This window comes from Paenibacillus macerans (genome assembly GCF_050565405.1).
GTDB lineage: Bacteria > Bacillota > Bacilli > Paenibacillales > Paenibacillaceae > Fontibacillus > Fontibacillus macerans_B.
In genome coordinates this window covers 20,242-45,247 of sequence record NZ_JBNYYG010000028.1, presented here as the reverse complement: position 1 = coordinate 45,247, position 25,006 = coordinate 20,242, and the positions used below count along the sequence as shown (strand labels likewise).

The following is a 25,006-nucleotide window of genomic DNA, read 5'->3' as shown; positions in this document are numbered from 1 at the left end:
GAACTTTAGTACCTGGAGGAGCGAACTCATGAGAAAACAACTGAACAGCCAGTCCATCCTTTTGCTGATGGTAAACGGATTGTTTGTGCTCGCCGGCGCATTGTCGGGGACGTTCCTGAACGTATACATCTGGAAGGTGAAGCCCGATTTCAACCTGATCGCCTGGTTTACGTTCAGCCAGCAGATAACGCTGGGCCTAACCTTTTGGATTGCCGGAAAATGGGTCAAGGAACGCGATAAAATGATCTTTTTGCGGCTGGGTATCATCGTCTCCGGAATTTTCTATTTGCTAGTCCTGTGGACGGGAAAACATACGGTGGATTACATATGGCCGCTCGGCCTGCTGTTCGGTTCGGGGTCGGGGTTGTTCTGGTTAGCCTTTAACGTCGTTTATTTCGAAGTGACCGACATCGAGACCCGGGACCGCTTTAACGGTTGGGTCGGCATTTTGGGCTCAATGATCGGGATTGGCGGTCCGTGGATTTCCGGCTGGCTGATCTCCGCCAAGCACGGGGAGGCCGGTTACCGGCTGATCTTTACGATTTCCCTCATCGTTTACGGCGTAGGCATCTTGCTCAGCTTCTGGCTCAAAAAACGAAAAAGGGGCAGGCGCTACAGCTGGCTTGAGCCGGTCCGCAGACTGCGGGAGGGAAGCCCCTGGCGGCAAGCGGCGCCGGCATCGGCCGCCCACGGTTTGCGGGAAGGCGTGTTTTCGTTTCTCATCAATTTGTTGATTTTTATCAGCACCTCCGCGGAATGGCGCATCGGTCAGTTCTCGCTGATTACCTCGCTGGTTTCGCTGGTCAGCTTCTGGGCGGCGGGGAAGTGGATGAAGCTCAGCTCCCGTTACTACGGTATGCTGATCGGCGCCGTCTTGATTACCGCGGTGACCGGGCCACTGTTATGGAAAGTGAATTACGGTACGCTGATGTTCATGGGCATCGGAACGTCGCTGTTTCTGCCCTTGTATTTGATTCCGGTCACATCCTCGGTGTTCGATCTGATCGGCAACAGCGAGGAGAGCGTGGAGCAGCGGGTTGAACTCATCGTTTTGCGGGAGCTTAGCATTACCGTCGGACGTATAGCCGGCACGCTGCTGTTTATCCTGGTGTATTCCCTTTACCCCCATATGCGGACGATCACCTGGCTCATGTTCGGCTTGGGAGCCGCACCGGTGCTGAGCTGGCTGACCTTGCGCAAATGGCTGAAGCAGGCAACCAAGGCCGCCTGATGCTATAGACGGGCGGCTAGGCTAACGCAGCGTCCGGTCCGGGGCGGGCTTGGTCGTTCTCGTCAAGGCGAATAAGGCCATGTCCCGGCGCGCAGTTCCGGTCAGTTGATCGACGATCATCTCGGCGGCGATCATGCTGCAAACCGTTCCGTTCCCCCCGTAACCCTCCAAAAAGGTAAACCCGGGGAAATTCGGATGGGGGCCGATATAAGGCAGGCCGTCGCGGGTTTCGCCGAATACGGCTCCCCAGGCGTAGGCTGCTTTTAACCCGCTTTTCGCTGGAAACAGGCGGTAAATCGAGTCCAGCAGCCGTTGGCTCTGATGCGTTTCGCGGCCTTCCTGCAACCTCCCTCCGGAAAGGGACTCGTCCAGGCCCCCCGCCAGAATCCGCCCGTCCTTCGTCGTTCTCAAATAAAGGTAAGGCCTTGCCGATTCCCAAATCAGGCAGCGCTCGAACCAGTCCTCAAAGGACCCGGCCGGTTCCGTCACCGCGGCGTAGGTCGCGGTAAGGCCGGCTCCGCTATCCTTCTTGAACTGCTGCGTATCGTACCCGGTGGCCCAAATGACGTGTTTGGCGGAAATGCTCCCTTCGCCGCAGCGGCAAAGGATGCGGCCGCCGTTTACCGCTTCATGGCCGCGAACCGGGCTTTGTTCATAGATCTGAACCCCTTTTCCGGCTGCCGCCCCAACAAGTCCGCGTACGAACGCGTATGGATTGATCTCTGCATCGCCTTCGGAACAAATGCCGCCCGGGTAACGAAACGGGAACCTGCTTGCGATCTCGTCCTCCGTCCACCAGATGGCCGGAAAACCGAACTTCTGCAAGGTTTCGCATTCTTCTTTAAGCGTCTTGGCATCCTGCACGGTGCTGGCCAGATAAAGGCTTGTGCGTTCGGTCAGGCGAGCCGCTTCCTCCAGGCCGCTTCCAATATGCTTCAAGCGCTCCAGCGCCCGGCGGCTCAGCCTGTAAAAATGCACCGCCGGTTCTTCGCCGAAGGTCCGGATGCAGGAGGTAAGCATTTTGTCGCTGGCATACTGCAACAGACCGGCGCTTGCCAAGGTGCTGCCGCCGGCAATCCGCCCTCGTTCAACAAGGATCGTATCGATGCCCCGTTCGGCGAGCAGATAAGCGCACAACGCTCCGCTGATGCCGCCGCCGACCACGAGAATCTCGCAGTTAAGCTCCCCGTGAAGGGAGGGGTAGGATGGAGCCGTGGGGAGCGTGTCTGGCCAAAAGACATGGCCGGTATGTAGATTCATAGGAATGGTATTCTTCCTTTCGATCTTGTGGGGATTCTATCATTATATCCATCGGGACCTGTTCTAAAAGTGGACGGGGCCCGCGGCATTTACATAACGTAGAAACGGAGGGACATAATAAGCGAAGCATGCAACCACAACGGGAGGGACCAACTGATGAATCATTCGCTAATGCAGCCTTTATCCATGAAAGAGCTGGATTATATCGCCGATTCGATTTCGAATGAGGACATGTTATGCAAATTGTGTACGGCCGCAGCGGCCTTGTCCCAGAACATGGAAATCGGGCAGTCGATGCTGGAGCATATCCGGGTTCACGAGCGCCATCTCCAAATGCTGACGGAATCGCTGCGCCAGCATCAGATGATGGCGCCTACGATGCATTAAGCCGAGGGATCGGCAACCATTACGATAAGTGATTAGGAGGATATACCATGATGAATCAGCCATACACCCAGGAGCTTCTGCCGCAGAACGATTTGCTTAAATCGATCTTGGCCGATTTGCGCCGCACGGTCCGGGAGTATACGACAGCGACGACGGAAGCATCTTGCCTGTCCGTGCGGCAATTGTTTACGGAACTGACCAACAGCTCCTTGCGTTTGCAGGGAGAATTGTACGAGCTGATGAAGAAGCAGCAGATTTATACGGCACCGGAACCGGCCCCACGTCAGTTTCTGGACAAAAAAATTCAGGAAGCGGAACAAACGCAGCAAGAGGTGCATCGGTTTACCCAGCAGCTGACGGCAAGATGGAACGCCCATGCGCATCCGGCGAACGTGGCCGCCCATCAGCCGAACGTGCAGCCCCCTTACTATAATTGAGCACTGTCTTGGCCGCCAGAACGCAGGCATAAGCGTCTGCCGCCGCAAGACCGTCCGTTCCCGAAAGCTTCCCTGGAATGGACGGTTTTTCTATGCAGACGCCGCAAATTCATGTAATATAGGTATTAAATTTATTCCAAATGGAAGCAAACGCTGGAGGATGAGGGATGAAACAACTTAGCGAACTGAAGCTCAAACTGCTGGACCTCCTGAAAGAGGACGCTCGCCGCGATGCGGAATTATTGGCGACGCTCGTAGGCGTTGCGGCGGAGGAAGTGGCGGAAGCGATCAAGGAAATGGAAGAAGACCATGTGATCGTAAAATACGCGACGGTGATCAATTCCGGCAAACTGGACGACGAGAAAGTAACCGCGCTGATCGAGGTGCAAATCACGCCTGAACGGGGACGGGGCTTTGAAGCGATCGCGGAGCGGGTCTACCTGTTCCCTCAGGTAAAGTCCGTTTATCTGATGTCGGGGGCCTACGATCTGCTCGTGGAGGTAGAAGGCCGAAACCTGAAGGATGTGGCAAGCTTCGTCTCCGACAAATTGTCCACGCTGGAATCGGTGTTGTCGACGAAAACCCATTTTATTCTCAAAAAATACAAGCAGGACGGCGTTATTTTTGAAGATCCCGAAGAGGACCGCCGCTTGTTGATCTCTCCGTAAAGGAAGTAATGGCTATGAGCATTCAATCACAGCGTGCCGAACAATCAGGGAAAACGATGACGTCGTATTTGGCTCCCCGGGTCAGGGAAATCCAGCCCTCCGGCATTCGCCGGTTCTTCGATTTGGCCAGCGGGAGCAAAGATATTATTACGCTTGGCGTAGGCGAACCGGATTTTATCACGCCTTGGCATGTGCGGGAGGCCTGCGTCTATTCGCTGGAGCGCGGCTATACCAGCTATACGTCCAATGCGGGAACTCCCGAGCTGCGGGAAGCGATCGCCGAGTATTTGTATACCAGCTATGACGTGAAATATAACCTGAAGGATGAAATTCTCGTGACGGTGGGCGGCAGCGAAGCGATCGACCTCGCCTTGCGGGCGCTGATCGAACCGGGCGACGAGATCCTCGTGCCGGTTCCTTGCTATATCTCGTATTCGCCGATCGCTTCGATCGGAGGCGGGGTGCCGGTTGAGGTTGAAACGTACGCAAGCCAAGACTTCAAGCTGCAGGCCGAAGACCTGAAAGCCAAAATTACGCCGAAGTCGAAGGTCCTTATTTTAAATTATCCAAGCAATCCAACGGGCGGTATCATGACTTACGAGGACTGGCTGCCCATTGCCAAGGTCGTGGAGGAGAACGATTTGATCGTCATCTCCGACGAAATCTATTCGGAACTGACTTACGGGCAGAAGCACGTCAGCTTCGCGGCGATTCCGGGAATGCAGGATCGCACGATTCTCGTGAACGGGTTCTCCAAAGCATTTGCCATGACGGGCTGGCGAATGGGTTATGCTTGCGGGCATCCGGATCTGATTTATGCCATGCTCAAAATTCATCAGTATACCGTCATGTGCGCTCCGGTTATGGGCCAGGTCGCCGCCCTCGAAGCCTTGAAGAACGGGCTCGAGGAGAAAGACCAAATGGTCGAATCCTACAACCAGCGCCGGCGGTTGATCGTCCAGGGTTTACGGGATATCGGCCTGACCTGTCATGAGCCGCAGGGGGCTTTCTACGCTTTTCCGAGCATCGCGTCGACGGGACTCGGCTCGGACGAGTTCGCTCAGCGCCTGCTGCTCGAGGCCAAGGTGGCCGCAGTTCCCGGCAATGTGTTCGGCGCCGGAGGCGAGGGCTTCCTCCGCTGCTCCTATGCGACGGGAGTGAACCAACTGAATGAGGCTTTGCACCGCATGGGGCAGTTCGTCCACAAACTGCAGCAGGGTTAAAAGCAGCCCCTCAAAAGAGAAATGGAGTTAATTAACAATTCTTTCATTTTCTAATTGATTAATGGTCAAATAACATGGTATAATTTGATTTTGGAAGAAGGTTTTAGTTTCTCAGGGAGGGATTTCTTTTGCGCTGTGGTGGATACAACCTGCCATTCGAAAATACTTTAATCGCTGAAGTCAATGAAACGAATCAATGGATGGACGGAGAGAATCGGCCGAATTCACCACATGCAGTAACGTTGGAGGACGAGATTCACCTGCTTCGCCGTAAAATGGAGAAGATTTTTCTTCAGGAAAAATCCTTTACTTCGGATATCGTGATTGAAATCAGCAGTTTATTGGACCTCAAGATCAATGAATTCATGAAAGTCTACCAAAAGAACAAATAAATAGGGTTAGCTCTATACCTGATTTATCAAGGGGATCTTCCGGATCTCCTTTTTGCTATGAGTTCATGCCCAGAGCGGCCTCGATTTATGGTAAGATGGTATTTAGTTTGGTCTTTGGAATGCAAATCTGTATGCAATTTAGGAGGATGGCTTATGCCCATATATACACGAACCGGAGATCAAGGACAAACCTCGGTCATTGGCGGGAGAGTCGATAAGGACGATGTTCGGGTCGAGGCTTACGGATCGATTGACGAGTTGAACAGCTTCGTTGGGCAAGCGGCCGGTTTGACGGACGAGGAAACGTTCGGCGATATGCGGGAGCAACTGCTGCAAATTCAGCAGGAATTGTTCGACTGCGGCTCCGATCTCGCTTACGTCAAGCTGTCCGAAAGCCGCTACAAGGTGACGCCGGGGCTCGCGGAGCATTTAGAAGCCTGGATCGACCTGCATCAGGCGGAAAATCCGCCCCTGGAGAAGTTTATTTTGCCGGGCGGGACGCCGCTGGCTTCGGCCTTGCATATTTGCCGGACCGTGTGCCGCCGCGCCGAGCGACGGGCGATTACGCTTAGTCATGGCAAGGATGTCAATCCGGAAGTACTGAAATATTTGAACCGTCTCTCGGACTATTTCTTCGCTGCCGCCCGTACCGCGAATGCGCGCCGGCAAGTACCGGATATCGAATACATCCGCAGCAGGAAGGTGTTTGGCAACAAATCATGACCGAATATTACGATCCGATCGAGTATCAGGTGACCGAAAGCGAAGAGGGCTGGACGGTCAAAAGCGTGCTGCAGCGCCGGTTGGGCGTATCCCGCAAGCTGCTGTCGCGAATCAAGCTGACGGAGCGCGGGGTGCAGCTCAACGGCGAGCGGGTGTTCATCAGCGTCCCGGTCAAGGTCGGGGATACGGTCAGCGTGTCCCTGGAAAAGGAAACGTCCACGGACATTTTGCCGGAGCCGATCCCGTTCGACATCGTGTACGAGGATGAAGCGCTGCTGATCGTCAACAAAGCGGCAGGAGTGATCGTGCATCCGACGCACGGCCACTATACCGGGACGCTCGCCAACGGCGTCGTGCACTATTGGCGGGAGAAGGGCGAGCAATACCGTTTCCGTCCGGTGCACCGTCTGGATCAGGAGACGAGCGGGTTGATCGCCATCGCCAAAAACGCCTACGTGCATCAGCATATTTCCGAGCAGCTGATCGCCGGGGAAGTGACGAAGAAGTATACGGCGCTGGTGCACGGCTGCCCGGCGGCGACGGAAGGGAGCATCGATGGGCCGATCGACCGCGATCCCGCCGAGCCCCACCGCCGGATCGTAACCCCGTCGGGCTACCCGGCGTTGACCTTTTACCACGTCTCGGCATGTTTGGGGGCGGGAGCCCGGGTCGAGCTGCGCCTTGGTACGGGGCGTACGCACCAGATCCGCGTGCATATGACCTCGATCGGCCATTCGCTGATCGGGGACAAATTTTACGGGATGCCGGGACTCGAGGGGCTGTCGGAGGCGGAACGCGAAGCGGTCGCGGCCTGGGACGGGGCGATCGGCCGCCAGGCGCTGCACGCTTCCGAGTTGGGCTTTTGCCATCCGCTAACGGGCGAGGCGCTGACCTTTACGTCGGATTTACCGGCGGATATGCGGAAGTTGGAGGCGTTGCTCCGTCAGAGAAGTTAAACGCAGGAAAATAGCGGAACAAAGGGGCGCACGTTCACCGAAACGATTGGAAACCACAAAGCAATGGATTAAAACAAATCATTTTCCCGACGGTGAAATCTATTTGGCACCCACACTGGCAGAGCGGCTGAATATCGTAAAAGATGAACTTATTAACAAAAATGTAGTTGCCGGAATAAGCGACAGATGGGATGATAACCAACTTCATCTCGAAATGGGTTGCTTGAGTATTATTGTTCAGGAATACAACGGTGACTGGGATTCCGCAATAAAATATATCAGCAGGTTATGAACATAAATCGCTTAGGAGGATTTTCAACGTGAGCAAGCTGGTTGTTTACCAATATCCGCAATGCGGCACGTGCCGCATTGCGATCAAGTCTCTGCAGTCAAAAGGGCATGAACTGGAGCTGCGTCATATCAAGGAAACTCCGCCGAGCGCAGCCGAGTTGGACAAGCTGGTGAAGTTAAGCGGGCTGGAGTTGAAGAAGTTTTTTAATACCAGCGGCGAGGTTTATAAAGAACTAGGCCTCAAGGACAAGCTGGCGGGGATGACGGGGGAGGAACAGCTCGCGCTGCTGTCGTCGTACGGCATGTTGATCAAGCGCCCGATCGTCACTGACGGAAAAACCGTGACCGTTGGTTATAAGGAAGAAGAATACGAAAGAGTTTGGGGCAAGTAGAACAAGTTTCGCGCTCCGGATCGGATCGCGTGCAGGAAGGTGGTTATGAAAAAACGTGAATTTGGTACAGAGCAGTAAAGATACGATCTTATTGGTGGACGGCATGGCGCTCATGTTCCGCGCTTTTTACGCCTCGGCGGCTACGGGATATATCCGGCGCACGAAAGCCGGCGTTCCGACCAACGCGGTGTACGGGTTTATGCGTTATTTCTGGGATGCCGTGCAAAAGTTCGGTCCGACGCATATCGCCTGCTGTTGGGATTTGGGCAGCAAAACGTTTCGTACCGAGCAGTTTGCCGAGTATAAAGGCAATCGTTCGGAAGCGCCGGACGAACTGATTCCGCAATTTTCGATGATCCGCGAGGTGATGGACAGTTTGGGCATCCCGAACGTCAGCTCGCCGGGATACGAGGCCGACGATTGCATCGGGACGCTGGCGGCCCGGTTTGGCCGGGACATGGACGTGCTGGTGCTGACGGGCGACCATGACATGCTGCAGCTGGTCAGCGACCGGACTAGCGTGATCATTATGAAAAAAGGCCACGGCAACTACATGGTGTACACGCCGGAGGCTTTGATGGAGGAAAAACAGCTGGCTCCGGGGCAAATCGTCGATCTGAAAGGCCTCATGGGCGATACGAGCGACAACTATCCCGGCGTTCGGGGGATCGGGGAGAAAACGGCGCTGAAGCTGGTGCAGGAATACGGCTCGGTGGAAGGCATCCTAGCCAACCTTGGCCAGCTGTCCAAATCGGTTCGCGCCAAAATCGAAGCCGACCTGGACATGCTGCACCATTCCCGGCAGCTCGCGACGATCCGCTGCGACATCGAGCTGGAATGCCCCGTCGATGCCTGCCGGTTCGAACTGAACCCGGCACTCGTGGTTTCTAAGTTCGAGGAACTGGAAATGGCCAGTGTCAGCGCCTGGTTGGGCGTGGTTTAAGCGATGTTTTGAAGGGAAGCGTAATCGACGTCGAATCTTGAATTCAGCCGGGCCTTCCGTCGCTCACGGATTTCAGCCCATTAATCGGTAAAGTAGGGGTCACCGACGACTTGATATAGAAAAGTGCGCAGCTCCGCGCCTTCCTCTTCATTCAAATTGAAGATATGCTCAACATAACCTTCTTCGTCCAGATCGTCGGTGCCTAAAATGGCGGTTCGGCCGTTCTGCAGATCGGCCACCAGCTTTTTCCCGTAAAAGCGGTTGGTGGTCGTGACGGCCAGGTCAAACCGTTTCAGCGAACCGCCGATAAACGTAACGAATCGGGTGGAAGTGCTTTCGGTGCTGTCGGACAGGAAATCAAGTTCTTTATGGGGATCGCTCATTCTTCATGCCTCCTGAAATGGGAATATCTCTGGTTATCTTGTTTATTATACCGGAAACATGCAGGACATGGCACATTGAAAAATCCGCATTGACAGCTTGCCTGAACATGGTATTATTAGGGATAACAGTATACGTTTGGAGGAAGCACCTCTCTTGCGCTTGTCGCGGAGAGGTGCTTTTTTGCGTTTTGCGCGACGTTGAAGCTCCTTCGTAACTGAAGACCAAAGGAGGCGAAAGGATCAATGCGGATCGTGTTTTTGAACAGTTTGGAGAAGAAGGATGACGGGGCTATGCTGAAAGGAGCCCAGGTATGGATCGGCGAGGAGGACGGAGTATGGCGGATGGGTTGGAACGAGCTGAGCGCCGATGGAGGGCAGGAGGATCTCTGGTATGAGGGGGCCTCCTGGTCGGAGATGCTTCATATTTACCGGCATCGCCTGGCGTCCAAACTCGGGGAGGGATTTCGCCCCGTGATGGAAGGTATCTGGGACGAGAAAGAGGAGCTGAGCGGGCGCGGCATGGCCGCTCAGAAGCTGTTCTGCTACAGTGAGATGAACGGGAATGAATCGATGTACAACGAGCTGGCGGCCTGGCGGCGCAAGAAAGCGTCGGCGGAGCGCAAGGCTCCATACTTGATCGCCAGCAACCGGCTGCTGCGGATGATCAGCGTGTTTTTGCCGCGTACGGTGGAAGAGCTGCTTCAGTTGCCGGGCGTGGGGGAGAACAAGGCGAGCGAATATGGCGCCGAGCTTCTGGAAATCACCAAGAATGGGGAGCGGGCCCGGGATTTCCCGCTGGATTGGGTCGAAGGGGCGACCGATCCCGAAGTATTCCGTTCCTGGCTATATAAGCAGAAGGAAGCCAAATTCCGCGTGGAGATGGAGAAATACAGCGTACGCCGCGCCGTCCTCGAAGCATTGGCCGAAGGGCTGAAGGTAGCGGATATTTGCGCCCGGGCCGGCATCGAGCGAAGAGAGGCCGTGGAACTGCTGGAAGATTTGGAGAAGGAGGGCTACAACACCGACGATTTGGTCAATTCCGAGCTGGAGGAAATGCCTGAGGGAGAGCAGACGGCCGTATGGCAAGCCTACGAAGAGCTGGGGGACGCACTTTTGAAGCCGGTGCTGCAAAAAGTGTACGGCTCCGAAGCGCCGGACGGCGGCAATCTCGACATGCTGTACGAACGGCTTCGCCTCATCCGGATCCGCTACCGCCGCCACCGCGACAGCGCCCGGCACGCGGGGTAAGGCGCGGCGTGCCGCAATCGGGGAAATGAGGATAGCCAACCACTGTCCTCGCTTTTCCTTTGCGCTGTTAACGAAACCAGGATTATTAGCGGCACCGCCGTGCGCCGGTTACCGGCAAATGCCAGGGAAAACCTGCAAAAATGCAGGTTATTGCCCCGAAAGGGCTAAAACTGAACTGAGCCTCGTCACTTCATGCAAAAAAGGCCAACGCGAACCCAGCCCGCGTTAGCCTAACTTACTCTCCGAAAAGTGCGTTGAAGTCCAAGGCAGAGAGGGGATTCAGAATCGAAGAAGCGAAGCGTTTCGCCTTTTCCGGCGGATTGCATCCTTTTGGATCGGAAATCAAAGCAATCCGTCGGCAACAGCGATCGTAAGTCTGAATCACCGGCCTGCCCCAAGACTTCGCCGCACTTTCTCCTCTTCATATCCAATCCCGTTTCCGGAAGATATAGAACATGCCTAAACCCAGCACGAACATCACGCCAAGGACGATGAAGTAGCCGTAACGCGAATGAATCTCCGGCATATGGTCGAAGTTCATCCCATAAATGCCGGTGATCAGCGTCAGCGGAATAAAGATCGTCGTAATTGCGGTAAACACGCGCATGATTTCGTTGGCCCGGTTGGCGATGGCGGCCTGGTAGGCCTCGCGTAAGTTGCCTACCAGCTCGCGGAACGTGTCAAAGTTCTCGGAGATCTTTACGGCATTTTCGTAAATGTCGCTGAAATATTTTTGCAACTGGTCGTCGATCAGCCGGAGATCTTTTTTATTCAAAATGTTAATCACTTCTTTTTGCGGACCAAGCACTTTCTTCAGCCACAAAATTTCGCTTCGCAGCCCGATGATTTCGTTCAGGTGCGAACGTTTCGTATGCATGAGGATGTCTTCCTCGAGTTTTTCGATCTTCACTTCGATCCGGTCGCCGACGGTGAAATAGTTGTCGACCACGAGGTCGATCAGCAGATACAGGAACCGGTCGGGCTCGCTGACCTCCTGCTCCCACAGAATCGGCTTCACGGCGCGCAGCTCGTTGATTTTCTGTTTAGTAACCGTAATGATATAATGCCGTCCCAAAAATAGGTTCAACGCGCGCAGAAAAATTTCTTCATCGTCATAACGGATGCTGTTGACGACAATGAAATAGTGATTGTCGTAGGTCTCGATTTTCGGACGCTGCTCCTCTTCGGTCAAGCAGTCCTCCACGGCCAGATCATGCAGCGAAAACAACGGCTGCAGCAGGGCGAGATCGTCCACATCGGCGTCGATCCAGTAGAAGCCCTCCTCCGGAGCGGTGGTGGTCAATTCCACATCCTCTACGGTCGTGAACACGCCGGCTTTGACATGACGGATTTTCATTTGCTTTCACTCCCTTTCCCCGGGCGCTGTCGCCAGGGTATGCTCTTGGTTGGAGCATAGGAAAGAGACCAGCTGTTTGTCCTCGTGAACGCCCAATAAGGCGTTTATGCAAACACCGGGAAACGAAAGTGCCCTGAACGTTCCGCAGGCACCCAGCGGTTCGGTTTCCTATGCAATTGGTCTTCCTGGGTGGTCCTCTGCGGACTCGGGTCGCCTTCCATTCTCGGTTTCACCTCGCTATTTTTCAGGTTGAACGGAACAATCATTCGGCCTCAGCCCGTCTGGGCCTAAAGGCACTTGTCTAGTATAACGCCAGCGAATGAAATGTTTCAACCCAAAAGTATACTATGTACACCGGGCGAAAGCGGTCCATGAAAAGTCGTGTGATTTTTCTCTCAGGTTCTTGACGGAATGCCGCCGGATACATTAAAGTGATGTCAGGGAGTAGGCGCGTAACGCCCATCCTTTTTACCAATTAAATATAGCGAAATCTTATCAAGAGCAGGTGGAGGGACTAGCCCGATGATACCCGGCAACCGGCGATGCATAATCGCAGCGGTGCTAATTCTTGCAGAACCGCGTAAGCTATAAGCTTACGAAGCGGCTTCTGAGAGATGAGAGAGGCGCATACAGGATACGTAATGACCTTTCTCCCCGTGAGAGAGGTCATTCTTGTTATGGCCCGTTCGAAGCGATAGGATTTCCAAAAATCGATGACAAGGAGTGAGCCCACATGCCGATTAAAGTACCGGATCATTTGCCGGCGAAGGAAGTGCTGACCAGCGAGAATATTTTCGTCATGGACGAAAGCCGCGCTTACCATCAAGACATCCGCCCGCTGCGGATCGCGATCCTGAACCTGATGCCGACCAAAGAAACGACGGAGTCGCAAATCTTGCGTTTGCTTGGGAATACGCCGCTCCAGGTCGAAATCGTCCTGCTCCATCCGAGCTCCCATACCTCGAAAAACACCCCGGCGGAGCATTTGGAGATGTTCTATAAAACGTTCGACGAAATCAAAAAGCATCGTTTCGACGGGATGATCGTGACGGGAGCTCCGGTGGAGCAGCTGGATTTCGAAGACGTGAACTATTGGGATGAGCTGAAGGAAATTTTCGATTGGAGCAAAACCCACGTCACTTCGACCATGCACATCTGTTGGGCTTCCCAGGCGGGCCTCTACTACCATTACGGCGTACGCAAGATCCCTCTGGAGAAAAAATGCTTCGGCGTCTTCCCCCATACCGTCAACGATCCGAAGGTGAAGCTGCTGCGCGGGTTTGACGAAATATTCCAGGTGCCGCATTCCCGCCATACGGACGTGGAGCGGTCGGACATCGAGCGGGTGCCGGAGCTGCAAATCTTGGCCGAATCCGAGGAAGCCGGCATCTATCTCGTGGCAAGCCGCGACGGCAAACAGATTTTCGTCACCGGCCATTCGGAGTACGACCCGACGTCCCTGAAATGGGAGTATGAACGCGATGCGGCGAAAGGAATGGTGATCGAACTGCCGGTCAACTATTTTCCGAACGACGATCCGACCCGGACGCCGGTATCTTCCTGGCGGGCCCATGCAAACTTATTATTTTCCAATTGGCTAAACTACTATGTGTATCAAGAAACGCCATATGATATCGACCAGACGGCGGACTTTGTATATGAAATTTAAGGTGGAGGGATAGCAGGTGGGGGAGCATAGAAAAGAATGGCGCATCGAGAGCATTTTGGCGCAAATCGGTTCGATCGAGGAGCCGGTCACCGGAGCGGTGAACTATCCGATTTATCAGGCAACGGCGTTTCGTCATCCGCGCCTCGGACAAAGCACGGGATTTGATTATGCCCGCACGAAAAGCCCCACCCGCAAGGTGCTGGAAGATGCGGCGGCGGCTTTGGAATCCGGCGACGCCGGGTTTGCCTGCAGCTCCGGGATGGCCGCGCTGCAAACGGTGTTTACGCTGTTTTCGCAGGGGGACCATCTCGTCGTTTCGCTGGACCTGTACGGAGGGACCTACCGCCTGCTGGAGCGGATCATGTCCAAATTCGGCGTGACGGCCTCCTATGTGGATACGAACGATCTCGACGCGCTGGAAAGCGTGCGGAAGCCCAACACAAAGGCGGTGTTTATCGAAACGCCGACCAACCCGCTGATGATGGTGACCGATATCGAGGCGGTATCGGCCTGGGCGCGTACGCACGGATTGCTGACGATCGTGGATAATACGCTGCTGACGCCGTATTTTCAGCGGCCGCTGGAGCTGGGGGCGGATATCGTCGTGCACAGCGCCACCAAATATTTGGGCGGACACAACGACGTGTTGGCAGGGCTCATCGTCACCAAAGGGGAGGAGCTGTCCCGGGAGATCGGGATTTTGCATAACTCGATCGGGGCGGTGCTGAGCCCAAGCGATTCCTACCAGCTGATGCGCGGCATGAAGACGCTGGCGCTGCGGATGGAGCGGCACCAAAGCAACGCGACGGCGATCGCCCGATATTTGCAAACCCACCCGCAGGTGGCGGAGGTGTTTTATCCGGGGCTGGAGGATCATCCGGGCTACGCCACGCAAAACCGACAATCGAGCGGCAACACGGGGATTTTCTCGTTTAAAGTAACGGATGCCCGTTATGTGGAGCCGGTGCTGCGCCATCTCAAGCTGATCGCCTTTGCGGAGAGCCTGGGCGGCGTGGAGTCGCTGATGACTTATCCGGCGGTGCAGACGCATGCCGACATTCCGGCGGAAATCCGCGAAGCGGTCGGCGTGGACGATCGGCTGCTGCGTTTCTCCGTCGGCATCGAACACGTGGACGATTTGATCGCCGATTTGAACGGCGCGCTCGAATCGGCCCGGCGGGAAATTGAAGGAGGACAAGGCATATGAGCACGCAGGACAACCGGGAGAACCAATTCGAAACGAAACTGATTCATTTCGGCAACGAGGTGGACGCCGCGACGGGCGCGTCCAGCGTACCGATTTATCAGGCGTCGACGTTCCACCATCACGATATTTTCAATCCGCCGCTGCATGATTACAGCCGCTCCGGCAATCCGACCCGGCAGGCGCTGGAGGATTATATCGCCGTTCTGGAAGGCGGCGTGCAGGGGTTTGCGTTCGCCAGCGGCATGGCGGCGATCTCGACCACGTTTATGCTGCTGTCGGCCGGCGACCATATCATCGTGACCGAGGACGTGTACGGCGGTACATACCGACTATTGACGACCATTTTGAGCCGGATGAACATCGAGGCGACGTTCGTCGACATGACGCGGCCGGAGCAGGTGAAGGCGGCGCTTAAAGCCAATACGAAAGCCGTATATATGGAGACGCCTTCCAATCCGACGCTGAAAATCACCGATATCGCGGATATTTCCGCCTGGGCGCGCGAGCATGGGTTGCTTAGCATCGTGGACAACACGTTCATGACGCCGTACTACCAGCGCCCGATCGAACTGGGCACCGACATCGTCCTGCACAGCGCGACCAAGTTCCTCGGCGGGCATAGCGACGTGCTGGCGGGGCTGGCGGTTGCCCGTACCGATGAGCTGGCCCGCCAGCTGAAATACGTGCAGAACGGGCTGGGCACCGTCCTCGGCGCGCAGGATTCGTGGCTGCTTATGCGCGGCATGAAAACGCTGGGCGCGCGGATGGCGCACAGCGAGGTCAGCGCCCGCAAGCTGGCCGATTGGTTAAGCAGCCGCAGCGACATCGACGCGGTATTCTACCCTGGCCTGCCGGATCATCCCGGCCGCGAGGTGCAGGAGAAGCAATCGACCGGCTACGGCGCGGTCGTCTCCTTCGACGTAGGCTCGGGCGAACGGGCGAAGCGGCTGCTGAACCTGGTGAAGCTGCCGCTCGTTGCGGTCAGCCTGGGCGCCGTCGAGAGCATCCTCTCCTACCCGGCGATGATGTCGCACGCTTCGATGCCGCAGGAGGTCCGCGCAGAGCGGGGCATTACCGACGGCCTGCTGCGTTTCTCCGTGGGCCTTGAAGACATCGGCGATTTGATCGCCGATTTGGACGAGGCGCTGCGCAACAGCTGATACAAGCCAAATATTATAGGAGCCACAGAGGTGGCTCCTTTGTTGTATCCGACGCTGCCAATGGACGATCCCGTCTGTTTTTCTGCCCATGATTGTGTTACGATTGAATTATCATCTTAAATTTTACAGGAATTACGGTTCCCATTCATAGTTTTAAGGAGGCAGTGAACATGACTGCAATCGACGATATATTAGACAAGGCGCTGCAGGGCGGACGCCTGGAGCTGGAGGATACGATCCGGCTGTTCGAATCCGACGAAGTGGAGAAAATGGGGCATACGGCCAATATCCTGATGGAACGCAAACACCCGGAACCGATTACGACGTTCGTGATCGGACGCAACGTAAACTACACGAACATTTGCGATGTTTATTGCCGGTTTTGCGCCTTTTACCGCCGTCCCGGCTCCGAGGAAGGGTATGTGCTCCCGGATGAAGCGATTTTTCAGAAAATCCAGGAAACGATCGACGTGGGCGGCACGGAAATTTTGATGCAGGGCGGGACGAATCCGAATTTGCCTTTCAGCTATTATACGAACCTACTCAAAGCGATCAAAGAGCGGTTCCCGGACATCACGATGCATTCGTTCTCCCCGGCCGAAATCATGAAGATGAAGGAAGTTTCGGATGGACTTTCATTGGAGGAAGTGATCCACGAAATCCATGCCGCTGGTCTTGATTCGCTGCCCGGAGGCGGAGCGGAAATTCTCGACGATCGGACGCGCCGCAAAATCAGCCGTTTGAAGGGCTCCTGGAGGGACTGGATGGACGTGATGCAGACCGCGCACAAAATCGGCATGAACACGACCGCCACGATGGTCATCGGATTCGGCGAGTCGATGGAAGAACGGGCCCTGCATTTGCTGCGCGTCCGCGAAGCGCAGGACGAATGCATCCAGAACGGCTACTCTTCGGAAGGGTTCCTCGCCTTCATTCCCTGGACGTTCCAGCCGGACAATACGAATCTGAAAGCCGAAAGGCAAACGCCGGAATCGTACCTGAAGACGGTGGCGATCAGCCGGATCGTGTTGGATAACATCAAAAACCTCCAGTCTTCCTGGGTGACGATGGGACCGGAAGTCGGCAAGCTGTCGCTGCAATACGGCTGCAACGATTTCGGCAGCACCATGATCGAGGAGAACGTAGTATCTTCCGCCGGAGCAACCTATAAGGTCAATATCGAGTCGATTCTGTCGATCATCCGCGAAGCGGGCAAAATCCCGGCTCAACGCAATACGAAATACGAAATTTTGCGCATGTTCGACGAGAAGAGCACGATCGAACGCGATTTTATTATGCAAAATTAACAAATCCGCTGGCGGCTTTATGGAAAAGCTGCCTTTCATTCCATGAACCGTTTCCGTATATCCGTTTCCTTCCCGCCATATACTTGGAGAAGGAAGCGGAAGGGGGCCAGGTTCATGGATTTTTTTACAATACGCGTCAATATCGGTTCCGCCGAGTCGGAGGAACTGTTTAAAGCATATTTACGTGAAACCGTAGGTCGTTTACATACCTGCAATGTAGAGCTGAGTTACGGCGCTACTCTTGACGGGGGGCTGGAGGCCGTCGTCGGCCGCCGGGCGGAAACGGCAGGCGATCAAGAAACCCGAGAACAACTGCTCGACCTTTTAGCGCGGGGCTTAACCGAATATATTATGGACGTCAAAGAGGAGGAGTTTGTGACCCGCATCATGAATCGGGAATACAGCTTCGCCTCGCAGGAAGAAATGCAAAACGTAAATCAACTGGTGAACAGGATGTTGGCCGAAGACGAAGAAGAAGGCGGGAGGGCCGAGGAACAACGAAAAGCGTTGGTTCAGGAGGCGATACGCTCTTATTTGCGCCAATCACCTATTCTTCATTTGGACGGATTCGCCGTTTTTCGCCTGAAGGAATACGAAGCCAAGCTTCGCGAAATTATCGATTTCGCCATCGACGAGTATTTGCTTGACAAGCAGTATGAGGAATTCATCGGGCTGTTGCAGTATTTCGTCTATTTCCAGGAGCCGTTAACGCCGTTGGTTCATTTGATGCATAAACAAGGGCATGAATTCGCGATCCTGAACGAGAAGTTTACGACGATTCACGCACCGGCTCCCGGCGGCGTGGTGGCGCGGATCGCCGATCAGGAAATGGAGATGGAAGACGTTATCGTCAGCACCTTGATTTCCCTTTCGCCGGACCGCATTCTGATTCATACCCAGGATCCCGACGCGCAGGTCATCACGACGATCTCGCGCATTTTCGGGGAACGGGTGGAGCTATGTCTGCTTTGCCCGCATTGCAAGCTGTTTCATCAGGAGTACCGGCGTCTTGACCAGGGGACGTAACCGGTATCGGACGGATGCAGGGCTCCCTTCGCATTCGGGCGTTTCCCCCAAGTCTCGACTTGGGATTTCCCCCGTTTCTTGACGATCCGGGAAGTTAGCATTATAATAACTTTCAAGTTTAATCTTCACTTTAAGTGAAAATTCAAAAAGTCAGCTTTTCAGCACCAAGAAGGTTGAATGAAGTTAGGGACTGAGTAGCGGAGCGTAGGTGAGCCTACGTGAGCAACAGAAGGCCCGGCTGAATTCAAGATTCGATGTCGAATCTGCTTCATGGGTTGCTTCGTGATCAAAAGATGATTTTTTGAATAACCTCTAAATAGCGTCGACAAAGACATGAACCAGAGTGCAGAGCAGCTCAGAGAGAGGGAACTTGGCTGGAATTCCCTTCGGTTTCGATTTTGGTTTACCCCTTTGTAGCTGCATTCCCGAACCCTTGCGTATTAAGGAATGCCGGTTCATTGCCGTTACCCAATGCCGAATTAAGGGTCATATCCGTTGAGCAGCCTACGTGCGGCGGGATGGCCGAATGAGGGTGGAACCACGGGTATATTACGCTCGTCCCTTTCCGGGACGGGCGTTTTTTGTTTTGTCCGCTTCCGGTGACCAAACAAAATTTTCTAGGGAGGAAAAAAGGTGGCAGTATCTATTTTCTTGCCGGACGGTTCGGTTCGGGAGTATGGGGAAGGCAGCAGTTTGGAGGATGTGGCGGCTTCGATCAGCAGCGGGCTGCGCAAAAATGCGCTGGCCGGGAAAATTAACGGCGTGGCCGTCGATTTGAATGCAAAGCTGGTAGACGGCGCCAAAGTGGAAATCATTACGGGGGATTCCCGGGACGGCCTGGAAATCATGCGGCACAGCAGCGCCCATCTGATGGCGCAGGCGGTAAAACGCCTGTTCGGCAACAAGGAAGTGAAGCTGGGGATCGGTCCGGTCATCGAAGACGGGTTCTACTACGACATGGATCTGGAGCATCCGCTCAATCCGGAGGACCTGCAAAAAATCGAAAAAGAAATGGAGCGCATCATCGGCGAAAACCTGCCGATTACCCGCCGGGAGGTAAGCCGCGAAGAAGCGGCGGCGATCTTTACGGAACTGGGCGATCCGTATAAGCTGGAGTTGATCCGCGACCTGCCGGAGGACAGCGTCATTTCGATATATGATCAAGGCGAATTTTTCGACCTGTGCCGCGGGCCGCACGTGCCTTCGACCGGCAAAATCAAAGTATTCAAGCTGCTGAGCGTAGCCGGCGCGTACTGGCGCGGCAACAGCGACAACAAAATGCTGCAGCGCATTTACGGCACCGCGTTCATGAAGAAAGCGGAGCTGGACGAACACCTGCACCTGCTGGAGGAAGCGAAGAAGCGCGACCACCGCAAGCTGGGCAAAGAACTGAACATTTTTACGTTCAACAATTTGGTGGGACAAGGCTTGCCGATCTGGCTGCCGAAAGGGGCAACCGTCCGCCGTACGCTGGAACGCTACATCGTCGACATCGAAGAACGGCTGGGCTACCAGCATGTATATACCCCGGTACTCGGAAACGTGGACTTGTATAAAACGTCCGGACACTGGGAGCATTATCAGGAAGACATGTTCCCGAAAATGGCCATCGATACCGAGGAATTCGTGCTTCGCCCGATGAACTGCCCGCATCATATGATGGTATACAAGAGCGACATGCGCAGCTACCGGGATCTGCCGATCCGTATCGCCGAGCTGGGCATGCAGCATCGTTACGAAATGTCCGGCGCTTTGACCGGCCTGCATCGCGTACGCTCCATGACGCTGAACGACGCTCACATCTTCTGCCGTTTGGATCAAATCAAAGATGAATTTACGCGCGTGCTTGATCTGATCAAACAGGTCTACAACGACTTCGGCATCCATGAATACCGGTTCCGCCTATCCTACCGCGACCCGCAGGATACGGAGAAGTACTTCCAAAACGACGAGATGTGGAATGCGGCGCAGCGGATGCTCCGCGAGGTTGTGGAAGAAGCGGGCCTGCCGTTCTTCGAGGCCGAAGGCGAAGCTGCATTCTACGGACCGAAGCTCGACGTGCAGATCAAAACGGCGCTGGGCAAGGAAGAAACGTTGTCGACCGTGCAAATCGACTTCCTGCTTCCGGAACGTTTTGAGCTCGAATACGTCGGCGATGACGGAGCCAAACACCGCCCGGTTGTCCTGCACCGCGGTATTCTCGGCACAATGGAACGGTTCACCGCCTTTCTGCTGGAGAACTTCGCCGGCAACCTGCCATTGTGGTTGTCCCCGGTACAAGCGAAGGTCATCCCGGTATCCGGCAACTTCGACGCGTATGCGCGCCAGGTGGAAGACAAGATGCGTGCTGCCGGCATCCGTGCTGAAAGCGACTTGCGCAACGAGAAGCTCGGCTACAAGATTCGCGAAGCTCAGCTTGAGAAGCTGCCTTACATGTTTGTCGTCGGCGAAAGCGAGCAAAGCAGCGGCACTGTCTCCGTCCGTAAACGCGGCGAAGGCGACCTTGGCGCTAAACCGGTGGACGAAGTGATCGCCGAGCTGCAAAACGACATCCGCAATCACGTGATATAGAGATATAGTTAAAATAGAGGTCAAAAAGTTGGCTTTTCAGCACCGAGAAGGTTGGATGAAGCTAGGGACTGAGCAGCGGAAGGCCCGGCTGAATTTAAGATTCGACGTCGAGATGGCTCCCTTGCGTAAGCATCGTTGATCAAAAGCTGACTTTTTGACTACCTCTAGCGTATAAAAATGGGCGCATGTGGAAAACCTTCGGATAAGGGGGAGGTTTTCTCATGCGCCAAATTATTTTGTGGCAAAAAATCGGTAAGCGGTTTTTGCTTGCCGGATTACTGGTTTTTACGATGGCTGCGGATTTGCCGGCCCATGGCATAAATCCGAATATACAAACGATGCAAGCGAATCGGCAGTACCGGAATTTCTCGGAATGGCTGGAGCAAAATCATATTCAACAGCAGCAGGCTGAAAGGGCTGCGCGGCAACGCAATCAGCGGGTGATGATGATCCCGGAACATAAACAGGCCCAGCCTGAACGCAAGAAAAAAGCGATGGAAACGGTCAAGGTGCTCGCCACCGGATATACGGCCGGCTATGAATCCACCGGGAAGAAGCCAAACCATCCGCAGTACGGCATCACGTACTCGGGTGTCAAGGTCCGACGGGACAAAAACACCGTTTCGACGATCGCCGCAGATTTGAAAGTTTTCCCGATCGGCACCATTCTCTATATTCCGGGATACGGTTACGGGGTCGTCGCCGATAAAGGCTCGGCTATTCGCGGCCACAAAATCGACCTATATTTCGACACCACCAAACAGGTCTATAAGGAATGGGGCAAGAAGGAAGTCGAGGTTCAGGTGGTTCGCAAAGGGGACGGCAAGCTGACCGAAGCGATGCTGCGGGAGCTTGGCAAAGTGATGGAAGTCAGCAAGGAAATTCCCGAAAATCTCTGGGACAAAGCGATTTGACAATCGGTTCATCTTTCGAATAATTCACCTGTCCGGTTCGCATAATAAGCTATGTGGTCATCGAGAGAAGACCGCGGAAAACGCCGGCGATACACGAGTTCGCGGCGTATGCGAGAGGGAGGTGAAAGTTCATGGCAAATCAAAAGAAAGCAGCTTCTCCTGGTTACAAAACGCCAAACGAGAAGTTCAACGAGGAATTTGCTGAGGAAAGCACTGCAACCGTTGCACAAAAAGCTAAAGCTTCCCGCAATGCAACGACTCCTGTAGGCAAACAACAATAGTCATAAAGTAAAATCGGAGAGCGTCCCAAGCGGATGCTCTTTCTTTTTTTACATATTTTGGGTTGTGGCTCGGTCCCGGGACCGATCGAGCTTTCCATCCTGCGGCGCTGTTCATCGGCTCTTGCTTCAGGTAAACTGGCATTAGTAAAGAGGCAGTCCATTGGAGGTAAATCAACATGAGAAACGGCTTTTTTGGAAGATTTATTGGCGGAATGGTGCTGATCGGGATCGGGGTTATTTTCCTGTTGAACCAGATGGGCATGACCGATATCAGCATCGGCGAAATGTTCGCGACGTATTGGCCCGTATTTTTGATACTTGGGGGCCTGGTTAATCTCAGCAACGGCAACTGGCGGGGAGGAAACTTTATCGGAAGCGTCATTTTGATCCTGGTCGGCGGGTATTTCCTGGCCCGGAATATGGGCTTCGTATCGCTGGATCCGGGCGATTTCTTCCGGTATTTTCTTCCATTGATGCTGATCATCGGCGGGTTGTACGTCCTGTTTAAGCCGCGCGATCCCCATCGGCGCCACCGGCATGCGGATTTTCCGCCGCCAACACCGCCGCTGGATCCGCCGCCGCCGCCGACGTTCCATCCGGAAATGGAATCTCCGCTGGATTCGATTTTCGGTTCCATGGAGAAGAAACAGGAGCCAAAGCAGGAGAAACCTCGCCAGGAGCATCCGAAATACGGTCATTTCCACCATGGGGGCGTACCGGGGGACCGCGGCTCGGTCATTGAGAAATCCGGTTTTATCGGCGATGTTCATATGGGGCAGGATTATTTCCAATTGAAACCGATGAATATCTCGCATTTTATCGGCGATACGATCATCGACCTGACGAAGGCGCAAATCCCTTACGGCGAGACGAAAATCAACGTATCGTCGTTCATAGGCGACGTCAAGGTGTTTATACCCGACGATATGGATATCGGCATTGTGGCCTCTTCCAGCGCTTTTATCGGCGATTTGAAGGTGCTGACGGAGAAGCAGGGTGGATTCATGAGCAGCGTATCGGCCGAATCTCCGTATTACGGCGAGGCTAGCAAACGAATCAAGCTTATCGTCAGCGTGTTTATCGGTGACGTCAAAGTCAATATGGTGGGATAAACGAGATGATTGTGCAGCGGATATTGAAAAATACGAAATGGGAGCTGTTATGTTATTTTCTGCTCACCGGTAGTTTGACGGCGGTTGCCTTCTATATCGGAACCAACACCGGGGTTATCGTGGTTAACGATCCTTGGGTGTGGATTTACGATATGGCGGGCATCGTCGTTTTGGCGCTCATTATCGGCTATATCGCCGGACGGCGGATTCAAGGCAAAATCGATCATCTCCACTTGAACATGCTGCAGGTGGCCAAAGGGAATTTATCCGTGCGGATGCCGGATACGGTGGATCAGACCTTTAACGGGGTTTATCAGGAATTCAATAACATGACGGATACGATGGAGAAAAAAATGCAGCTCTTGCAGCAGCTTGGCGAGCAGGAAGTCGTGGAAAAAGAGCAGGCGGCGGAAAAAGCGGTGCTGGAGGAAAGAAGGCGCCTCGCCCGCGACCTCCACGATACCGTCAGCCAGCAACTGTTTGCCATACATATGGCGGCCTCTTCCTTGCCCAAGGTGTTGGAGAAAAATGAAGCCCAGGCGGAAACCGTCCTGAACCAGTTGATCCAAATGTCGAACACGGCGCAAAAGCAAATGAGGGCGCTGATCGCCCAACTGCGTCCGATGGAGCTGGTGGGCAAATCGCTGGCGGAAGCGTTGGACCAATGGTTCCCGGACTACTGCCGGCAAAACGGCCTCAAGGGCATCAAAGACATGGATATTCAGGGCGATATGTCGGAAGCTAAGGAGCATCAGCTGTTTCTGATTATCCAGGAAGCGATGGCAAATATCGTGAAGCATGCGGGCGCGAACATGGTCAGTTTATCGTTGCGGGAGGGCTCGCGCCAAGTGGTTCTCAGCATTAGCGATGATGGCCAGGGCTTCAGCAGCACGTATCAGAAACAGGGCTCGTACGGCCTGACGACGATGAAGGAACGTGCCGAAAAGCTGGGCGGCAACGCGGAGATCATCAGCAAGCCGGGCGCAGGCACGACGATTCGGGTGCATATTCCGAAATTCGAGGATGGTAAAGGGGGAAGCCGCGAATGAGCAAAATCAAGGTGATGATCGTCGATGATCATGACATGGTGCGAATGGGGCTCAAAACGTATTTAATGCTGGATCCGGGATTTGAGGTCATTGCCGAAGCCGGAGACGGCCAAGCGGCGGTGGATTTATTGGGGCAAGGCCTGCCGGAGGGGATGCCGGATATCATACTGATGGACCTGATGATGCCGGTCATGAACGGGGCGGAAGCGACCAAGGAAGTACTCAGCCGTTTCCCGGGGATCAAGATCGTAATTTTGACCAGCTTTCTGGAGGATGATCTCGTCGTGCAGGCGGTTGAGGCGGGGGCGGTCAGCTATGTGCTGAAAACGGTGTCGGCGGAAGAACTCATCTATGCGCTGCAAGGGGCTTATCGCGGCATGCCGGTCATGACCGGCGACGTGGCCCAGGCATTGACCCGCGGACTCCGCCAACGCACGGTGCAGGGCGACGATTCGGGGATGACCGAGCGGGAGAAGGAAGTGCTGCTGCTGATCGCCGAGGGCAAAAGCAACAAGGACATTGCCGAAGAACTGCATATCAGCATCAAAACAGTCAAAACGCATGTGAGCAATCTGCTGATGAAATGCGAGCTGGAGGACCGGACGCAGCTGGCGATTTACGCGCATCGTCAAGGCTGGGTGGCGCGTTCGTAGGAGCGTCTTCCAAACTGTCGCCGAATCGCCTGCATGCCGCGTCTCCTCTACAATTCTAGCTTTTATCTCCTTTTTAATTGTTTTTAATGTACGTTTAAGGTTTCTGGTACACAATGAAAACAAGAAAACAAGTGACCCCTGAAGAACGCAGGGGAAGGAGGCAGAC

The 25,006-nt window shown here is 54.5% G+C and carries 25 protein-coding genes and 1 riboswitch; of the genes, 22 read left to right on the top strand and 3 right to left on the bottom strand.

Going from position 1 to position 25,006, the window contains the following annotated elements:
* Positions 1-28: 28 nt before the first annotated feature.
* Complete coding sequence (locus ACQ4N8_RS16960) at positions 29-1,231, top strand: MFS transporter (protein ID WP_430705535.1); 1,203 nt, start codon at positions 29-31, stop codon at positions 1,229-1,231.
* Positions 1,232-1,252: 21 nt separating this feature from the next.
* Here the strand turns inward: ACQ4N8_RS16960 and ACQ4N8_RS16955 are convergent, their stop codons facing one another.
* Positions 1,253-2,491, bottom strand: a complete 1,239-nt coding sequence (locus ACQ4N8_RS16955) for an NAD(P)/FAD-dependent oxidoreductase (protein WP_430705534.1) — start codon at positions 2,489-2,491, stop codon at positions 1,253-1,255.
* Between the two features lie 156 nt (positions 2,492-2,647).
* Here ACQ4N8_RS16955 and ACQ4N8_RS16950 point away from each other — a divergent pair, with 156 nt between their 5' ends.
* The 9 genes from ACQ4N8_RS16950 to ACQ4N8_RS16910 all read left to right on the top strand — a co-directional run bounded on the left by ACQ4N8_RS16950 (position 2,648) and on the right by ACQ4N8_RS16910 (position 8,903).
* Positions 2,648-2,878: a hypothetical protein gene (locus ACQ4N8_RS16950; protein ID WP_430705533.1), complete on the top strand. Its 231-nt coding sequence runs from the start codon at positions 2,648-2,650 to the stop codon at positions 2,876-2,878.
* A gap of 47 nt (positions 2,879-2,925) precedes the next feature.
* Positions 2,926-3,315 carry a spore coat protein gene (locus ACQ4N8_RS16945; RefSeq protein WP_430705532.1) on the top strand — a complete coding sequence of 130 codons (390 nt, stop codon included), beginning with the start codon at positions 2,926-2,928 and terminating at the stop codon, positions 3,313-3,315.
* 167 nt (positions 3,316-3,482) lie between these two features.
* Complete coding sequence (locus ACQ4N8_RS16940) at positions 3,483-3,983, top strand: Lrp/AsnC family transcriptional regulator (protein ID WP_430705531.1); 501 nt, start codon at positions 3,483-3,485, stop codon at positions 3,981-3,983.
* A gap of 14 nt (positions 3,984-3,997) precedes the next feature.
* Positions 3,998-5,206, top strand: coding sequence for an aminotransferase class I/II-fold pyridoxal phosphate-dependent enzyme (locus tag ACQ4N8_RS16935; RefSeq protein WP_430705530.1), 1,209 nt, complete (start codon positions 3,998-4,000; stop codon positions 5,204-5,206).
* 128 nt (positions 5,207-5,334) lie between these two features.
* Entirely contained in the window at positions 5,335-5,598 is a 264-nt protein-coding gene (locus ACQ4N8_RS16930) for an aspartyl-phosphate phosphatase Spo0E family protein (RefSeq protein WP_430705529.1), read from the top strand.
* Positions 5,599-5,751: 153 nt separating this feature from the next.
* On the top strand, positions 5,752-6,321 hold the full coding sequence (locus ACQ4N8_RS16925; protein ID WP_430705528.1) for a cob(I)yrinic acid a,c-diamide adenosyltransferase: 570 nt from the start codon (positions 5,752-5,754) through the stop codon (positions 6,319-6,321).
* Positions 6,318-7,277, top strand: coding sequence for an RluA family pseudouridine synthase (locus tag ACQ4N8_RS16920; RefSeq protein ID WP_430705527.1), 960 nt, complete (start codon positions 6,318-6,320; stop codon positions 7,275-7,277). The genes ACQ4N8_RS16925 and ACQ4N8_RS16920 overlap by 4 nt, the downstream gene beginning before the upstream one ends.
* 320 nt (positions 7,278-7,597) lie before the next feature.
* Positions 7,598-7,960 carry an arsenate reductase family protein gene (locus tag ACQ4N8_RS16915; RefSeq protein WP_430705526.1) on the top strand — a complete coding sequence of 121 codons (363 nt, stop codon included), beginning with the start codon at positions 7,598-7,600 and terminating at the stop codon, positions 7,958-7,960.
* A 61-nt stretch (positions 7,961-8,021) separates the two neighbouring features.
* Positions 8,022-8,903: a 5'-3' exonuclease gene (locus ACQ4N8_RS16910; protein ID WP_430705557.1), complete on the top strand. Its 882-nt coding sequence runs from the start codon at positions 8,022-8,024 to the stop codon at positions 8,901-8,903.
* A gap of 80 nt (positions 8,904-8,983) precedes the next feature.
* On the opposite strand, the gene ACQ4N8_RS16905 is transcribed toward ACQ4N8_RS16910, so the two are convergent.
* The gene (locus tag ACQ4N8_RS16905; RefSeq protein ID WP_430705525.1) at positions 8,984-9,286 is read right to left on the bottom strand and encodes a DUF3055 domain-containing protein; all 303 of its coding nucleotides are present in this window, start codon (positions 9,284-9,286) and stop codon (positions 8,984-8,986) included.
* 243 nt (positions 9,287-9,529) lie between these two features.
* Here ACQ4N8_RS16905 and ACQ4N8_RS16900 point away from each other — a divergent pair, with 243 nt between their 5' ends.
* Positions 9,530-10,534: an HRDC domain-containing protein gene (locus ACQ4N8_RS16900; protein ID WP_430705524.1), complete on the top strand. Its 1,005-nt coding sequence runs from the start codon at positions 9,530-9,532 to the stop codon at positions 10,532-10,534.
* A gap of 421 nt (positions 10,535-10,955) precedes the next feature.
* Here the strand turns inward: ACQ4N8_RS16900 and corA are convergent, their stop codons facing one another.
* Positions 10,956-11,891 carry a magnesium/cobalt transporter CorA gene (gene corA, locus ACQ4N8_RS16895; RefSeq protein WP_430705523.1) on the bottom strand — a complete coding sequence of 312 codons (936 nt, stop codon included), beginning with the start codon at positions 11,889-11,891 and terminating at the stop codon, positions 10,956-10,958.
* Between the two features lie 489 nt (positions 11,892-12,380).
* A riboswitch (SAM riboswitch) is annotated at positions 12,381-12,512 on the top strand.
* Between the two features lie 112 nt (positions 12,513-12,624).
* On the opposite strand from corA, the gene metA reads away from it, so the two are divergent.
* The 11 genes from metA (at position 12,625) to ACQ4N8_RS16840 (ending at position 24,840) form a co-directional block, all read left to right on the top strand.
* Positions 12,625-13,560: a homoserine O-acetyltransferase MetA gene (gene metA / locus ACQ4N8_RS16890; protein WP_430705522.1), complete on the top strand. Its 936-nt coding sequence runs from the start codon at positions 12,625-12,627 to the stop codon at positions 13,558-13,560.
* 16 nt (positions 13,561-13,576) lie between these two features.
* Positions 13,577-14,767 (top strand): PLP-dependent transferase, encoded by a 1,191-nt coding sequence (locus tag ACQ4N8_RS16885; protein WP_430705521.1) that lies wholly within the window; start codon positions 13,577-13,579, stop codon positions 14,765-14,767.
* Complete coding sequence (locus ACQ4N8_RS16880; RefSeq protein ID WP_430705520.1) at positions 14,764-15,927, top strand: trans-sulfuration enzyme family protein; 1,164 nt, start codon at positions 14,764-14,766, stop codon at positions 15,925-15,927. Before ACQ4N8_RS16885 ends, ACQ4N8_RS16880 begins: the two co-directional genes overlap by 4 nt.
* Before the next feature lie 170 nt (positions 15,928-16,097).
* Positions 16,098-17,234 carry a cyclic dehypoxanthinyl futalosine synthase gene (gene mqnC, locus ACQ4N8_RS16875; RefSeq protein WP_430705519.1) on the top strand — a complete coding sequence of 379 codons (1,137 nt, stop codon included), beginning with the start codon at positions 16,098-16,100 and terminating at the stop codon, positions 17,232-17,234.
* 114 nt (positions 17,235-17,348) lie between these two features.
* Positions 17,349-18,260, top strand: coding sequence for a putative sporulation protein YtxC (locus ACQ4N8_RS16870; protein ID WP_430705518.1), 912 nt, complete (start codon positions 17,349-17,351; stop codon positions 18,258-18,260).
* Between the two features lie 633 nt (positions 18,261-18,893).
* Positions 18,894-20,831, top strand: coding sequence for a threonine--tRNA ligase (gene thrS / locus ACQ4N8_RS16865; protein ID WP_430705517.1), 1,938 nt, complete (start codon positions 18,894-18,896; stop codon positions 20,829-20,831).
* Between the two features lie 221 nt (positions 20,832-21,052).
* Entirely contained in the window at positions 21,053-21,745 is a 693-nt protein-coding gene (locus ACQ4N8_RS16860; RefSeq protein WP_430705516.1) for a 3D domain-containing protein, read from the top strand.
* A 131-nt stretch (positions 21,746-21,876) separates the two neighbouring features.
* Positions 21,877-22,026 (top strand): hypothetical protein, encoded by a 150-nt coding sequence (locus ACQ4N8_RS16855; protein WP_430705515.1) that lies wholly within the window; start codon positions 21,877-21,879, stop codon positions 22,024-22,026.
* Between the two features lie 176 nt (positions 22,027-22,202).
* Positions 22,203-23,138, top strand: a complete 936-nt coding sequence (gene liaF / locus ACQ4N8_RS16850) for a cell wall-active antibiotics response protein LiaF (RefSeq protein ID WP_430705514.1) — start codon at positions 22,203-22,205, stop codon at positions 23,136-23,138.
* 5 nt (positions 23,139-23,143) lie between these two features.
* Positions 23,144-24,187 carry a histidine kinase gene (locus ACQ4N8_RS16845; protein ID WP_430705513.1) on the top strand — a complete coding sequence of 348 codons (1,044 nt, stop codon included), beginning with the start codon at positions 23,144-23,146 and terminating at the stop codon, positions 24,185-24,187.
* Entirely contained in the window at positions 24,184-24,840 is a 657-nt protein-coding gene (locus ACQ4N8_RS16840; protein WP_430705512.1) for a response regulator, read from the top strand. Before ACQ4N8_RS16845 ends, ACQ4N8_RS16840 begins: the two co-directional genes overlap by 4 nt.
* The last annotated feature ends 166 nt before the right edge of the window (positions 24,841-25,006 follow it).

Excerpts from the sequence above, each read along its gene's own strand:
- ACQ4N8_RS16855 (WP_430705515.1), top strand. The coding sequence starts at position 21,877 with ATGGCAAATCAAAAGAAAGCAGCTTCTCCTGGTTACAAAACGCCAAAC.
- ACQ4N8_RS16925 (WP_430705528.1), top strand. The coding sequence starts at position 5,752 with ATGCCCATATATACACGAACCGGAGATCAAGGACAAACCTCGGTCATT.
- ACQ4N8_RS16900 (WP_430705524.1), top strand. The coding sequence starts at position 9,530 with ATGCGGATCGTGTTTTTGAACAGTTTGGAGAAGAAGGATGACGGGGCT.
- ACQ4N8_RS16940 (WP_430705531.1), top strand. The coding sequence starts at position 3,483 with ATGAAACAACTTAGCGAACTGAAGCTCAAACTGCTGGACCTCCTGAAA.
- corA (WP_430705523.1), bottom strand. The coding sequence starts at position 11,891 with ATGAAAATCCGTCATGTCAAAGCCGGCGTGTTCACGACCGTAGAGGAT.
- ACQ4N8_RS16935 (WP_430705530.1), top strand. The coding sequence starts at position 3,998 with ATGAGCATTCAATCACAGCGTGCCGAACAATCAGGGAAAACGATGACG.
- ACQ4N8_RS16860 (WP_430705516.1), top strand. The coding sequence starts at position 21,053 with ATGCGCCAAATTATTTTGTGGCAAAAAATCGGTAAGCGGTTTTTGCTT.
- ACQ4N8_RS16840 (WP_430705512.1), top strand. The coding sequence starts at position 24,184 with ATGAGCAAAATCAAGGTGATGATCGTCGATGATCATGACATGGTGCGA.
- ACQ4N8_RS16960 (WP_430705535.1), top strand. The coding sequence starts at position 29 with ATGAGAAAACAACTGAACAGCCAGTCCATCCTTTTGCTGATGGTAAAC.
- metA (WP_430705522.1), top strand. The coding sequence starts at position 12,625 with ATGCCGATTAAAGTACCGGATCATTTGCCGGCGAAGGAAGTGCTGACC.
- ACQ4N8_RS16880 (WP_430705520.1), top strand. The coding sequence starts at position 14,764 with ATGAGCACGCAGGACAACCGGGAGAACCAATTCGAAACGAAACTGATT.
- mqnC (WP_430705519.1), top strand. The coding sequence starts at position 16,098 with ATGACTGCAATCGACGATATATTAGACAAGGCGCTGCAGGGCGGACGC.
- ACQ4N8_RS16955 (WP_430705534.1), bottom strand. The coding sequence starts at position 2,491 with ATGAATCTACATACCGGCCATGTCTTTTGGCCAGACACGCTCCCCACG.
- ACQ4N8_RS16945 (WP_430705532.1), top strand. The coding sequence starts at position 2,926 with ATGATGAATCAGCCATACACCCAGGAGCTTCTGCCGCAGAACGATTTG.
- ACQ4N8_RS16870 (WP_430705518.1), top strand. The coding sequence starts at position 17,349 with ATGGATTTTTTTACAATACGCGTCAATATCGGTTCCGCCGAGTCGGAG.
- ACQ4N8_RS16950 (WP_430705533.1), top strand. The coding sequence starts at position 2,648 with ATGAATCATTCGCTAATGCAGCCTTTATCCATGAAAGAGCTGGATTAT.
- ACQ4N8_RS16920 (WP_430705527.1), top strand. The coding sequence starts at position 6,318 with ATGACCGAATATTACGATCCGATCGAGTATCAGGTGACCGAAAGCGAA.
- ACQ4N8_RS16905 (WP_430705525.1), bottom strand. The coding sequence starts at position 9,286 with ATGAGCGATCCCCATAAAGAACTTGATTTCCTGTCCGACAGCACCGAA.
- liaF (WP_430705514.1), top strand. The coding sequence starts at position 22,203 with ATGAGAAACGGCTTTTTTGGAAGATTTATTGGCGGAATGGTGCTGATC.
- ACQ4N8_RS16845 (WP_430705513.1), top strand. The coding sequence starts at position 23,144 with ATGATTGTGCAGCGGATATTGAAAAATACGAAATGGGAGCTGTTATGT.